Source organism: Microbulbifer maximicatervae (SeqCode) (genome assembly GCF_052467225.1).
In genome coordinates this window covers 548,280-562,113 of sequence record NZ_CP174303.1, presented here as the reverse complement: position 1 = coordinate 562,113, position 13,834 = coordinate 548,280, and the positions used below count along the sequence as shown (strand labels likewise).

At 52.8% G+C, this 13,834-nt stretch carries 10 protein-coding genes; 2 read left to right on the top strand and 8 right to left on the bottom strand.

All coding sequences use genetic code 11. From position 1 onward, the window contains the following. The first annotated feature begins 265 nt into the window (after positions 1-265). Positions 266-1,540 carry a serine hydrolase domain-containing protein gene (locus tag ACJJIZ_RS02395; RefSeq protein ID WP_444915110.1) on the top strand — a complete coding sequence of 425 codons (1,275 nt, stop codon included), beginning with the start codon at positions 266-268 and terminating at the stop codon, positions 1,538-1,540. Positions 1,541-1,606: 66 nt separating this feature from the next. Here the strand turns inward: ACJJIZ_RS02395 and ACJJIZ_RS02390 are convergent, their stop codons facing one another. The 4 genes from ACJJIZ_RS02390 to glyQ form a co-directional block, all read right to left on the bottom strand. Beyond that, entirely contained in the window at positions 1,607-4,588 is a 2,982-nt protein-coding gene (locus ACJJIZ_RS02390) for a S8 family serine peptidase (protein WP_444915109.1), read from the bottom strand. A gap of 305 nt (positions 4,589-4,893) precedes the next feature. Next, the gene (gmhB, locus tag ACJJIZ_RS02385; protein WP_444915108.1) at positions 4,894-5,445 is read right to left on the bottom strand and encodes a D-glycero-beta-D-manno-heptose 1,7-bisphosphate 7-phosphatase; all 552 of its coding nucleotides are present in this window, start codon (positions 5,443-5,445) and stop codon (positions 4,894-4,896) included. Positions 5,446-5,501: 56 nt separating this feature from the next. Further along, positions 5,502-7,583 carry a glycine--tRNA ligase subunit beta gene (gene glyS, locus ACJJIZ_RS02380; protein ID WP_444915107.1) on the bottom strand — a complete coding sequence of 694 codons (2,082 nt, stop codon included), beginning with the start codon at positions 7,581-7,583 and terminating at the stop codon, positions 5,502-5,504. After that, the gene (glyQ, locus tag ACJJIZ_RS02375; RefSeq protein ID WP_444915106.1) at positions 7,583-8,539 is read right to left on the bottom strand and encodes a glycine--tRNA ligase subunit alpha; all 957 of its coding nucleotides are present in this window, start codon (positions 8,537-8,539) and stop codon (positions 7,583-7,585) included. The genes glyS and glyQ overlap by 1 nt, the downstream gene beginning before the upstream one ends. A gap of 159 nt (positions 8,540-8,698) precedes the next feature. Between glyQ and ACJJIZ_RS02370 the strand changes: the two genes are divergently transcribed. After that, complete coding sequence (locus ACJJIZ_RS02370; RefSeq protein WP_444895588.1) at positions 8,699-9,586, top strand: lysophospholipid acyltransferase family protein; 888 nt, start codon at positions 8,699-8,701, stop codon at positions 9,584-9,586. Between the two features lie 33 nt (positions 9,587-9,619). Here ACJJIZ_RS02370 and ACJJIZ_RS02365 read toward each other — a convergent pair whose 3' ends face one another. The 4 genes from ACJJIZ_RS02365 to ACJJIZ_RS02350 form a co-directional block, all read right to left on the bottom strand. Next, positions 9,620-10,807 carry an ABC transporter permease gene (locus ACJJIZ_RS02365; protein ID WP_444895587.1) on the bottom strand — a complete coding sequence of 396 codons (1,188 nt, stop codon included), beginning with the start codon at positions 10,805-10,807 and terminating at the stop codon, positions 9,620-9,622. Positions 10,808-10,870: 63 nt separating this feature from the next. Further along, entirely contained in the window at positions 10,871-12,031 is a 1,161-nt protein-coding gene (locus ACJJIZ_RS02360; protein WP_444915105.1) for an ABC transporter permease, read from the bottom strand. Next, positions 12,028-12,723, bottom strand: a complete 696-nt coding sequence (locus ACJJIZ_RS02355) for an ABC transporter ATP-binding protein (RefSeq protein WP_282930547.1) — start codon at positions 12,721-12,723, stop codon at positions 12,028-12,030. Before ACJJIZ_RS02355 ends, ACJJIZ_RS02360 begins: the two co-directional genes overlap by 4 nt. Before the next feature lie 46 nt (positions 12,724-12,769). Next, a complete protein-coding gene (locus tag ACJJIZ_RS02350; protein ID WP_444915104.1) occupies positions 12,770-13,801 on the bottom strand; it encodes an efflux RND transporter periplasmic adaptor subunit in 1,032 nt (343 codons plus the stop codon). Positions 13,802-13,834: the final 33 nt, after the last annotated feature.

Sequence of the window (13,834 nt, the reverse complement as noted above, 5' to 3'; positions counted from 1 at the left end):
GAGTTGGAGGTAAACCTATGAATACCCTAATGGCGCTAGAGTTTATTAGTTTGCGAATAAAATACTTCTTTATGGAAAAATCTAAAAATAAATTTCGATATTGTTCACCGCTTAGGAAACATGGGAATAGAATAAAACTTGAGACCTAGGGCCGATCTAAAATCGTGTCGGAATTGGTCGTAAATGTGCCTCCTGCGACACTTTTAATTGTGTCAAGCTTGCTTTTAAATCGGGCAACAGACCTAAAGCTTAATTCGGAGGGGGTATGAGACGTAAGCTCATATTGATGAGCGTGGCCACACTTCTGTGTGGTTTTACTTATATGTTGTGGCCAGTTTATCAATTCTATGCCTGGTCACTAAATACAGTGCCGTTAAGTCCATTGGGGTGGCAGGCTCTACCTACAAAGGCGCCGTCCACTCAAGAGCTCTCCGATAGTGGATTGCAGCTTGCCGCAGGGCAATCGCTTAAAGCAATTGAAAATCATCGTGAGAAAATCGGTGCTCCGGCAATTTCTGCGGCAGTATCTGCTTGTGGTGCAGTAGTTTGGGCTGGGGCTGCCGGCTGGGCTGATTTAGAGGAGCAAGTACCTGTTTCTACAGAGACACGCTTTCGTATTGGTAGCACCTCTAAGGCTTTAACAGGAACTGCATTGGCGCGTTTGGTACAGAGGGGGGCTATTGATCTGGATAAACCTATCTCAAATTATCTGGAACCCTTACCAAACCCCGATTGGGCGTCAATGACCCCGCGCCAATTGGCTTCCCATATGTCTGGCTTGCCACATTATAAAAAGAACTCCGATTGGCTGGGGTTGTATCAAACTCTGGCACTGGATGTTCACTACGAGGATATGTATCGGGCTCTGGGAATTTTTGATGCTAGTGAATTACTTTTCGAACCGGGTACCGATTTTTATTACAGTACTTTGGGCACAGTTCTTCTGGGGGCCGTTTTGGCTGGTGCTGAGGACAAACCTTATCTGGAAGTGATGCATGATGAGGTATTTACGCTTAGCGGAATGAACAGCACAGAGGTATCGCCACTGAATGGTGATATAGAACGTAATATTGCTCTTTTCTACAAAAGTAATGGCTTGTCTGGCAGTGCCCTTCGCCTGCGGGAATGGCGTCCAGTGGATTTAAGTCATCGCCTGCCGGGGGGAGGCTTTATTTCCACACCCAGTGACTTGGTGAGACTGGGTGCTCAGTTCCTGAAAGCAGGCTACTTGTCCCCAGGAGTCCGTGAGATATTTTGGGCGCCACAAAAATTGGCCAATGGTGAAGTGAATGAACAAAACTATGCCTTGGGTTGGCGGGTGACTGAAGTAGAAATCCCTGAGGTAGGATTAACAAAAGTGGCCAATCACGGCGGAGTTAGTCGTGGCAGTCAGAGTTGGTTAATGATATTACCGGAATATCAGCTTTCTGTTGCTGTGAATATCAATCGAAAGACAAAAGATTTTTGGGACTTTGGTCGAGTATCCCTAGACATAGCGAGTGCTTTTATTCATCAGCAGAATACACTCAATTGCGAATAAAAAACCGGCCAAACTCCGGCCGGTTTTGACTTTCACTTCTTACCATCAATTATTAGCGTGTGAGGCCTATTGAGTATTAATCATGACCTGAGTTTCGGAAAATTCTTTTTCTCCGTCACCATGAGCCAAAATACCAAGATGGCGGGTATTGGGAGTAATGTTCATCCACTCCAAAGAAACTACCCCAGTTCCGCCAATCTGTGCTTGAGCCGGCGCATCCACTGCGGTATTTCCATTGTCCCCGTTCAGATTAAAATTGAATAAGCTGAAATTGGTGGGGCCGGCGGATGTCGCATAATCGACAACAACGGCTGCATATTGACCGGGAGAGGGGTTAGCCAGGGAAACTGACTCTGCGGAAGTGGCGCTGCCGCTGGTACCGACTTCGGGGTAGTTTGGCGCTGGGCCATAAACTTCCAGGTCTAGGTCGTCACTTCCGCTACCGTCGCCCACATCGGCATCATACATAGCGATATGCGCAAGCTCTGTTCCTTCAGGTATATCAAAGAAAATTACTTGAACATCGCCATCTTCAACAGTGGTTGTAGTGGCCTCACCCTCCGCCAGGCCAGTGACATTCACCTGGAAATCACCGTTGTAGCCGAAGCCCACATTGAGTTCGAGGTTGCCATCGGTGCCGCTGCCAGTTAATTGCTGTGGTGCAGCTAGAGGAACAGGCCGAATAGCAATTGGGCTGCGCACACTGATCTGGGAGCCTACGGATTGCCAGGTGAGGTCACCAAAGACCCAAGTATTCATTTCGACGGACTCTGTGGCGGTGAAGGTCACCTCAAACTCAGCACTCTCTCCCTCCCTGAGGCGTAGCACTTTCGGGTTGATATCTACATCGATACCGAGTGGTGCGTTGATGGATGCCCAATACCAACGCTGGCCGGAGGCGACGCTAGTAACCCGGCGTTTGATGGTCTGGCTGCCGAGGAGGTCGGCGACCCCCATAGAAGCGAGGTTCAGGTCGCTGGAATCGCTAGAGTATCCCAGGGACGTCAAAGCATCACAGGTTGTGCTATCGACCATCTCGGGCTGGAGTTCAGCGCCACATAGGAAGGCGAGATAATCATTGAAGCCCGCATCGTAAACCAGACCCGGTTTAAAGGCGTCACGGGGCACTATGGCACCGGCACCAATATCAAATGGTGTTGCATCCGCTAGTCCGTAAGACTTGCGCAGGTCATTGCGTGCACTCGTCATCAATGCGGACTTGGCCATTGCCGGGCTCCAGTGGGGGTTGGCCTGTTTCAGCATGGCCATTACACCGGCGACATGGGGACTGGCCATAGAAGTTCCACTGAGGGCTCCGAATAGTTCTCCTCCGCTTAACACTGGAGAAATCCCCGCGATAATGCCAACCCCCGGGGCACTGATATCCGGCTTGATAATATCCGGAGCTCCGCCGTTCTGGCCGCGAGATGAAAAGTTTGCGACGCGGTCTTCCCTGGGGATCAATTGAGATGGATCGATAACCCCAGAAACTTCGTTACTGGCTGCGAGAGTTTCGCCCTCATAGTACGAGATCATCATTCCGGGGATACGGGTATCAGGGGCTGACATGGAAATCGGGTTGATGCGATCGTCTGCAGTACCATCGTTGTAAACGACGATAGCCAAGGCTCCGGCATCGGCAGCATTATTATATTTATCGGTAAAGGAACAACCCCCACGTCTTACCAGAGCAATACTGCCCTCCAAAGACTCGCTGTTAGTGACTTCGCTACAAGCTTCTAACGGCTCGCTGAGAACAACCTCAGCAGAGACTGCTCCAACCTCTTCCAGACTTACTGTGCCGTTACCCTCGCGCCCTTCGTATGTGCCGGAAACCGACTCTGGTGAGGATACTTGTAGGGCTAAGCCGAAGCTCTGGTCATCTTCAGAGGCGCCCACTGCGGTTATCCAAGGAACCCCTGAAGGGGTTCCCATGGTCTCTGGGCCTGGTCCGTTATTACCGGCAGATGTGGCGACGAAAATGCCGGCATCGGCGGCAAATAAAAATGCGATGTCATCGGCACCACTAAAGGTGGTACTGGCGCCACCTATCGAGAAGTTAATAACATCCACTCCATCGGCCACGGCTTCATCAATAGCCGCCATGGAGTCGGCGGACGAGCAACCACTATCATCGGGGTCTGGAGCATCCCAGCACACTTTATACACCGCGATGCGGGCTCGTGGCGCCATGCCGGTAAGGGTTTTTCCATCCGGGGTGGTAACGCCATAGTTACCGGCGGCAGTAGTCGCGGTGTGGGTACCGTGCCCGTCTGCATCCCTGGCTGACAGGAATTCGTAATCTGCCAATTCGTTGTTGGTCAGGAAGGCATCGGAAAATGACTTGGCCTTAATCAGCTTATTGTTACAGGTAAACGCAGCGTCGTTGGGGTTGTGGTCGCTGTTGCCGAATTCACAGCCGTTGCCGGTAAAGGATTCTGGAATAGAGCCGTAGGGCACATGGGGTCCCAGGTTGCCCTGAAAAGGTGTAGCTATGTCGGCGACACTCTGGTGCTCTGGATGGATTCCCGAGTCGATAATGCCCACCACTATATCCTCACCGGTAATTCCCCAGAGCCAAGGGCTGGGCATATCTGTGATGCCGAGGAAGTTCGCTGTGGAATCGGTATGGGGCTTCAGTAATTCATCTTCCCAAACACCTTTAACGTCGGCGCGACCGCGCAGAGCAGCCGCCTCTTTTTCGCTCATTACGGCCGCGAAGCCATTAAAAGCGGTGTCGTATTCATGAACAGTACGTGCGTTGGGAATGGTGGATAGAACCTGTTCCCGCTGCGACCGGAGGAAATTGGAATAGTGTTGGTAGCTACTGCTTTGGGGGTCGATTTTGCCACGCTTAGTCGGTTTGGTGGCCGATAAGCCGGGGATGGTACCGCTATAGGAGGACAGAGGTTCGCTGTCCAGTTGAACAATGTAAACTTTTTTTGGTTTTTCTTGACTGGGGGCAAACTTACTTGTGGCTGATTCAGCAAATACACTGTTGGATAACAACATACCGGCTGTCAGGGCAGTAAGAATTTTTCTTTTCATTGAAGTATCCCTTTTATTGTTTTGTGCAGGTGGCAACAAAAGGCTTAAAAGAGCTCGTCGCCGGGGGCATTACTCCTTTTCCCCCCGACAGGAATGTTCAGAGCGTCATTCAAGCCTGACCCATCCTGGGCTTGGCACGAATCATTGATACAACAATGGGCTCGCCCTCCCGCTAGTTGCTTTTAAAGGAATGCGCCATATAGCTCAACATTTTGGCGTCTAGCTGAACAACAGATCGCAAAAATGGTGCGCCAGGTTAGATATTGGTCGCTTGAATCATCTAGCGAAAAGAGAGAGGGAGTGGTTTAGGGGGATAATAAAAACTGAGAAAAATGCGAAAGATCAACAAATACTGAAGTATTAGCGAGGCGGGGTTCCGGCTGCTCGATTAGTCGCTGTAACGTCTGATCACCTGCACCGGTTTTTACCAGAACGGGTTTACACCCCTTCTCCAACGCCAGATAAAGATCTGCCAGCTTGTCTCCGACCAAAAAACAGTCGTGCAGGCTGGTATCAAATTCAGCCTCGATGGCATCCAGCAGACCCGCCAGGGGTTTGCGGCAGCGGCAATTATCTTCAGGGCCGTGGGGACAGTAGAAAATAGCGGCGATTTCGCCACCGGCATCTTCCACCAGAGCACGCATTTTAGCGTGCATTTCTTCCAGGTCATCCAGATCAAATTGGCCCAGCGCCAGGCCGCTCTGATTGGTGGCTATTACCAATTGATGGCCGGCCTGACTGAGAGCTGCCAGTGCTTCAATACTGCCGGGCAGGGGCTGCCATTCGTCGGCGGATTTGACGAATTTATCGGGATTTTCGTTGATCACCCCGTCGCGGCCGAGAATGATAATTGCCATATTCGTATCTCCCTGATTTGCGAGGCGGGGGTTTAATGCCCCGCCTCTGCAAGTCATTACTTGGCAGGAACCAGTAGGGAAATATCGGCAACTTCGAGGAACAGTGCGCGCAGCTGGGCCAATAGGGCCAGGCGGTTGTTGCGCAGTTGCTCGTCGTCACTCATTACCATCACGTGGTCGAAGAAGCTGTCTACGGTTTCACGCAGGCCAGCCAGACCGGCGAGGCCCTCGGCGAAGAGCGCATCGCTATACAGAGGCTCGACTTCTGTGCGGGCAACCTGTACTGCGGCGAACAGAGCCTTTTCCGCCTCTTCCTGCAACAGAGCTTCATCGACACTGCTGGGTACAGCACTGTCTAACTTGGCGAGGATATTGGAAACGCGTTTGTTGGCGGCGGCCAAAGCACCAGACTCTGGCAGCTGGCTAAACGCGTTGACTGCATGCACGCGGTTGTCGATATCCAGCGGGCGCGACAGCTTGCGCGCGGCAACGGACATAAATACTTCGGTGGCGATACCCTGGTCTTCGTAGCGGGCGCGGAAGCGCTCCAGTACATATTGCAGAGTCTGTTCCACCACTTTGTCGTATTCACCCAGGGCGGTGCGCGGGTAGTTGTCACGGGCCAATTCCAGTAACTCGCGCAGGTCCAGGTCGAGACGCTTCTCTACGAGGATGCGGATGATCCCCAGGCTGGCGCGGCGCAGGGCAAAGGGGTCGCGAGAGCCGCTGGGGGGTTGGCCTATGCCGAAGATGCCGACCAAAGTATCCAGGCGATCTGCCAGCGCGATTACAGTGCCGGTGTCGCTGGCGGGCAGCTCGTCGCCGGCAAACTTGGGCATATACTGCTCGTACATGGCCTTGGCCACATCCAGCGGCTCGCCGTCGTTTTCGGCGTAGTAGTAACCGGCGATACCCTGCATATCGGCAAACTCGAACACCATCTCGGTGACCAGGTCCGACTTGCACAGGCGGCCGGCGCGCTCGGCCCAGTCGCCGTTAGCGCCGGTCTTCTCGGCGATAGTGCGCGCCAGAGCGGAGACCCGCTCGGTCTTGTCGTAAACACTGCCCAGGTGCTGCTGGAACACGATTTGGCGCAGTTTCTCGCGACGCGATTCGAGGCTGGTCTTCTTGTCGGTTTCGAAGAAGAAGGCGGCATCTGCCAGGCGCGGGCGGATTACGCGCTCGTTGCCGTGGATTACCTGGGCGGCATCCCGGCTCTCGATATTGGACACGGTGATAAAGAAGGGCAGCAGCTGGCCGTCTTCGTCCACCACGTGGAAATACTTCTGGTGCTCCTTCATAGAGGAGATCAGGGCCTCGGCGGGGACTTCCAGGAAGCGCTCCTCGAAGCGGCCGGTGAGGGCGACGGGCCACTCTACCAGCGCGGTCACTTCGTCGAGCAGATCGTCGTCGATAACCGCTTCGCCGTTGACGTTGTTGGCCTCGGCGATCACCTGGGCGCGAATCACTTCACGGCGCTCGGCGAAGTCGGCCATAACGTAGCCGGGCTCGCGCAGAACCTGTGGGTAGTCGTGGGCGGAGTGGATCTCCAGCTCGCGGTTGCAGTGGAAGCGGTGGCCACGGCTGGTGTTACCCGCTTTTAAGCCGAGTACTTCGCCGTCGACTACCTTGTTGCCGAACAGCATAACCAGCCAGTGCACCGGGCGCACAAACTCTTCGCGACGCGCACCCCAGCGCATGCGCTTGGGAATTGGCAATTGAGCCAGCGCCTTCTCGACAATACCAGCCAATAGGGATTCGGTTGCAGCGCCTTTCTGTTCGCTGATAAAGGCCAGGCGCTCTCCCTTGTCGGTCTCTTTGCGTCCCAGCTCTGCAACGGTGACGCCGTTGCTGCGGGCGAAACCCTCAGCGGCTTTGCTGGGCTTGCCCTCTTTATCGAAGGCGGCTTTGACCGCCGGGCCCAGCTTTTCAATTTGCTTGTCCTGCTGTCTATCCGCCAGGCCAAATACCGCCACGGCCAGGCGGCGGGGGGCGGCGTAGGTTTTCACTTCGCCAAAAGACAGCTCGGCGCTTTTAAGGCCCTGGGAAATACCATCGGCGAAAGCGCTCATCAATTTGTGTAACGCCTTGGGCGGCAGCTCTTCGGTGCCCAGCTCTACCAAAAAATCCTGAGCCATTACTGCTTCTCCTCTTGCTCGATGTCTTCCGCCAAAATATCTGCCCGCAGTGCTTCATCTGCCAGGGGGAAACCCAGGGCGCGGCGCGCATCGTAGTAGGACTGTGCCACCGCGCGGGCCAGGGTGCGTACGCGTAGGATATAGCGCTGGCGCTCGGTTACGGAGATGGCGTGGCGCGCATCCAGCAGGTTGAAGGCGTGGGAGGCTTTCATAACTTGCTCGTAAGCGGGGAGCGGCAGGCCCAGCTCAATCAGGCGTGTGCTCTCGCGCTCGCAGTGATCGAAGGTCGCGAACAGGAACTCCACATCGGCGTGTTCAAAGTTGTAGTGGGACATTTCCACTTCGTTCTGATGGAAAACGTCGCCGTAGGTGACGGGGCTGCCATCCGGGTTGCGGGTCCACACTAAATCGTAGATGGACTCGACACCTTGCAGATACATGGCGATACGCTCAAGACCGTAGGTGATCTCGCCGGTAACTGGGTAGCACTCGAGGCCGCCAACCTGCTGGAAGTAGGTGAACTGGGTAACTTCCATACCATTCAGCCAAACTTCCCAGCCGAGGCCCCAGGCGCCCAGGGTTGGGGATTCCCAGTTGTCCTCAACAAAGCGAATATCGTGGACAGCGGGATCTACGCCCATGGCGCGAAGGCTATCGAGGTACAATTCCTGGATATTGTCCGGGGATGGTTTCATTACTACCTGGTATTGGTAGTAGTGCTGAAGGCGGTTGGGGTTCTCACCGTAGCGGCCATCGGTAGGGCGGCGGCAGGGCTGTACATAGGCCGCATTCCAGTTTTCCGGGCCTATGGCACGGAGGAAGGTCGCTGGATGAAAGGTGCCGGCGCCCACTTCCATATCCAGAGGCTGTAGAATGACGCACCCTTGGCGCGCCCAATAATCCTGCAGGGCAAAAATGAGTCCCTGAAAGGTACTGAGATCGTATTGCTTGGACACCGCTATCTCCGGATCAGTATCTGCTGTGGGCAAAGGGACGCAATTATAGCGGCAGCGGCTCCTGTGCTTAAAGCGCTATAGCCGCTTCGGAGGTGTCAATGTTCATTCTCGAACTAGATAGCCGTCTCAAAATGGCTTTTGTGGATAGGAAGTAATTCAGTGGATATTAAAGGGCGCCTTGCAGTAGGGGCACTGAAAATCATTGGCAAACTGCCGTTGTCTTGGTCGCGACGCCTCGGTTTACTCGTTGGCAAAATTGCTGTGTGGACGCGCTCCGAGGGGCTGCGTCTGAGCCGTATAAACCTGGAGTTGTGCTATCCGGCCATGGACCCAAAGCAGCGCGAACGGCTCGCCAGAGAGAGCGTGATCAGTACTGCAATGACCGGTTTTGAGATGGCGGCCCTATGGAACACCCCCTGGGCCAAAAGTAAGAATGCGATTGTGGGAGTGCGCAACCAGCACTTGCTCGACGGGAGTGAAGAAGGCAGGACCGGCACAATTGTACTGATGCCGCATACGGGCAATTGGGAAATTTTTGGCTTGCATGTAGGCACCCTGGCTCCCTGCACAGTGCTATACCAGCCTCCCAAAATTGAAGCCTTGGACCCGGTTATTCGCAATGGGCGGGAAGTGACCGGTGGCAAGATGGTTCCCACCAACGTACATGGGGTTCGCTCGCTACTTAAGGCTCTCAAAGCCGGTAATTTTGCCCTGATACTTCCCGATCAGGAGCCGGATATGGGCGGTGATTTTGCTCCTTTCTTTGGCCGCCCGGCCCTGACGATGACCCTCGCCCACAACTTGATTCAGCGCACCAACTGCCATGTGGTGTTTGGTTTCGGCAAGCGCGTTGAAGGTGGATTTGAGCTGGTATTTGTTCCTGCGGAAAAGGCCATTTATAGCGATGAGCAGAAAGTTTCCCTGGCGGCGATGAATCGGGGAGTGGAGGCCTGTATTGCCCAGGCACCAGAGCAGTATCAGTGGGAATACAAGCGCTTCAGGAAACAGCCGGAAGGCAAGAGTAAAATTTACCGCAAGAAAAAGTAGGGGCTCTTCATAGAAGCCCCCCCATAAAATTATTTAAGTCGCGTGCCGGAAAGCGACCACAACCGGCATGCGTGCCGCGCGCCAGGCTGGGAAGAAGCCGCTGATAAAACCGATCACCAGCGCCAATACGGCGCCCTGCACAAACAGGTCTGGGGACATCTCAAAACTGAACACCACCTGGGTAAAACTGCCTCCCAGAGTTGAGGTGTTGAGACCGTCGAAAAACAGGTAAGCAGCTAGGGAACCCAAAAGCCCGCCGGCAACGGCTAAAACCATTGCCTCAGCAATAGTGCCGCAGAACGCGGAGAAGTTGCTGAATCCCAACGCGCGCAGCGTGGCGATTTCACGAGCCCGGTCCGCTACCGAGGTATACATGGTGTTGAGAGCTCCGGCCAGTGCGCCTAGCGCCATCACAGAGCTGATGATCCAGCCAAAAGTAGCGATATATTGCAGCTGTTTACCCTGGCTGGCGAAGTACTCCTGTTCGGTTTGCGCTTCCAGGTTTAGGCGGGGCTCGCGTTTGATGGTTTCCTGAATGGGCTTGAGATCGCCGTCATTCTCCAATTGCAAACGGATTGACTGGTAGCTGTTGCCGCGGTTGTAGTGACTTTGGATAATTTTGATATCTGCCCACAGCTCGCTCTCAAATATATTACCCCCTGTGGAAAAGACCCCAACAACTGTCCACAGGTTTTTGCCAAAGCGCACTTCTTTACCGATTTCGAAACCATTAAATTCACGCAATACCCCTTCACCAACAATCATTTCGTTAGTGCCGGGAGTAAACATACGCCCCTCCACCATACGCATGTTATTGCGCATGGCCATGCCGGTTTCATTGAGGCCGCGCAAGGGGATATTGGCTTCGGTGCCGGTGGATTTCTTCAGGCCATCGACAATAACGTAGAGCTCCGGTGATACCAGCGGGCCGTTCGTATCCCTGGCAACACCGGCCGATTCCGCAATCAGGTTGACCTGGTCCTGCAGGATTACAGAGTTGATTTCACTGGCAGACCCCTCTCGCATCAGGATTGCGATCTGGCTGGAGCCGGCCCCACTCATGGTCGCCTCAAATCCCTTGGCCATAGCGAGAAACGCCAGCAGGATTGCGACGACAACTGCCGAGGCAAATACCATGGCCAGTGACATCCACAGGCGCCGGCGCAGGCTGCCCAGATTCATCAGGGTTACCGAAACAATTTGTGCAATAAGAGAACCCATAATTTCTTCTCCTTTAAGGTTTCCCCAGTGAAAACCATTGTGTAGTTTCAGTGGGGCACCAGTTTATTGTTGTCGGTTAAATGCAGTTACTATGTTAAGTCGCAGAGCCTGAAAGGCTGGCATCAGCCCGGTAATCAGACCCAACAACAACATAAATAGAATGGCTTGCAGGGCGATATCCCCATCCAAAATCAAGTTGGGCAAAAAGCGGGCAAGGAAGGTTTTTACCCCTTCGACCAGCAGCCAGGCTGCGGCCAGGCCGGAAAGGCCGCCGACAAAGGCAATTAACAGGGACTCCGACAGCACCATTCGGAAAATACGAGTGCTGGAAAAACCCAAGGTTTTTAATACGGCGATCTCCCCGGTGCGCTCGCGAATAGCCAGTGCCATAGTGTTGCCAACCACTACCAATATGGTGAAAAAGGCAGTAAACACCACAGAAAAAATAATTAAGCCAATATTTCCGATTTGTTCAATAAAGGCTTTATTAAAGGCTTTCTCGGTACTGGTATCGGTTTCATTTTGCGAGTTGGCAAAATTGTCATCGATAGTTTTTGCGACGTTTTCATTGATGGCAGGGTCATCGGTTGTTAGTGCCATCCAGCCAATCCAGTCACCACCGAAAGTCTGTGTCTCCATAAAATATTTATAATGAAACAATAATTGGCGTGTATCGTACTGTTCCGTATCCCCTTTAAAAATCCCGGAAATCACAAATTCCCAGGTGTAGCCACCATCTTTATGCGAAAAAATATTGGAGGATAAAGGAATCCTATCGCCCACTTTCCAGCCGTAAATCTGCGCGAGTTTTTCCCCAACCAAGGCCCCTTGCCTATTGTTAAACCAAGCCTGCTTTTGTTCCTCGGGAATAACAATTTCTTCATAGACTTTTAAATAGGATTCTGGATCTACAGCCATTGAAACGACCTGCCGGCTGGGTTCCTGAAAATAACCGCCAAACCAGTTGAGATGAGTTACATGTTTCACTCCCTCGACGGCTGCAACCTTTTGCACATAGGCAATGGGTAGTGACTGGGTAAAGTTAATTCTATTGAATACCACCAGACGATTATCAGCGGATAATTCCACGCTGGAATTTAATGCGGACTTGAGGCTGGTAACCGAACCGAAAATCAAGAAGGCGATAAAAATAGCAAAGCAGGTAAGGAATAGCCGCAAGGGCTTCCTTGTCATATTTTTAAAAACCAAATAAAAATCACTCATGCCACTATTTCCCTCTGCACAAATTGTCCTTTATCCAGATGTAGGGTGCGCTTGGCGTATCTTGCAGCCGCGGGATCATGGGTAACCATCACGATGGTTTTGCCGTGGTCGCGGTTTAACAATTGCAGCATTTCCAGTATTTCATCTGCTGTGGCCCGATCCAGGTCACCAGTGGGCTCATCACACAGAATCAGTTTTGGATCGGAAACGATGGCGCGAGCGATGGCAACACGCTGTTGTTGCCCGCCGGACATTTCACTGGGCATATGTTTTGCCCGATCACTTAATCCCACCAGGGCCAGTGCGGTTTCCACATTGTGGCGGCGTTGAGATTTGGAGAGATTTGTCAGCAGTAGCGGCAGCTCTACATTGCGCTGGGCATTGAGCATCGGCATTAAATTGTAAAATTGGAAAATGAAACCAATATTTCTCGCTCGCCAGCGGGTTAGGGCGCCTTCATTGAGGGAGTCAATGCGCTCGCTGTCAAACCATATCTCTCCACCGCTGGGTTGATCGACGCCGCCCAACATATTTAACAGCGTTGTTTTACCGGAGCCCGAAGGCCCCATAATGGCAACGAAATCACCGCGATCAATTTCCATATTCAGGGATTCAAAAATGGAAATGGTCTCTTTGCCCTTGGTAAAACTTTTGCTGACATCCTTCAGCTGAAACAACACTTCCTCTGACATCTCAAATTCCCTCTTATAAATACTGTTGTGTTTTTATTGGTGTTTGCTAAGGAGCTGCGGCCTCGCCTGCGAGGAAGCCCACCTTAACGCCCATATCCGGCAGGATTCGAGCATCTTTGTCGTCGATAGCTATTCGCACTCGAACAGTTGCCTTGGCTCGATCGGCCGTTGGAATGATAGCGATAACGGTAGCTGGAATGTCCCAGTTCGGGTAGGCATCCAGGTTGGCGTTAACTTTCTGTCCCTTGGCAACCCGGCCGATAAAGGCTTCGTTCACATCCACTTCGATTTCGAGTGAATTCATATCCACGATGGTACAGATTCCAGTGCGGGTATAACCTCCGCCGGCAGAGCTGGGGGCAACTATCTCGCCAGGTTGTGCATTTTTTGTCGTGACTACGCCGGCAAAAGGCGCGCGGATAATATGATCTGCCAGGCGTTCTCGCTGCCTCTCAGCTTCAAGAATGGCGACTTGAATATTGGCGCGGGCACTTTTTAAGTCTGCCTGTAACCCCTCTACCGAGGATTCACTTTGGGTGAGCTGCGCTTTGCTGGAATAATTTTTGTCTCGAAGTCCGGCAAAACGCCGATATTGGCGTTCAGCCTCTTTTAACTTCGCGTGAATACTCGCTTCCTTGGCTTGAAGCACTTGAATTTGTGCCTGGGCAAAATCCAGCGCGACCCGCGCTTTGGCATCATCCAAGCGGGCCAGAACCTGTCCCTCCTCGACCTGCATTCCCTCTTCGACATCCACACTACTGATCAGGCCCATTACTTCAGCAGAGACTGTAGCCATGCGCCTCGGTGTGATATAGCCGGAAGCATTAAGAATGGTCTCGTGAAATTTTTCCTCCATGGGAATCAAGCTGAGAGTCTTGGCTTGAGGTTCGCTACTTTGGGGGAGCACTGGTGTACTGTCTTCTGCAAATAGAGAAGCGCCGGCAAGGCCTATAACTATGCCAGTAACTAGGCCGACAGATGCCGCCAATATAACTTTGCGCGATGGGGAACTGGGTTCGGGCGCTGTTTCCCGATCAATTTTGAGTTGACCGAGCAGCGCACTAGTATCTCTGCTCATACAGCCTGTTTTTATTAGTTACTTCCTGTAAAC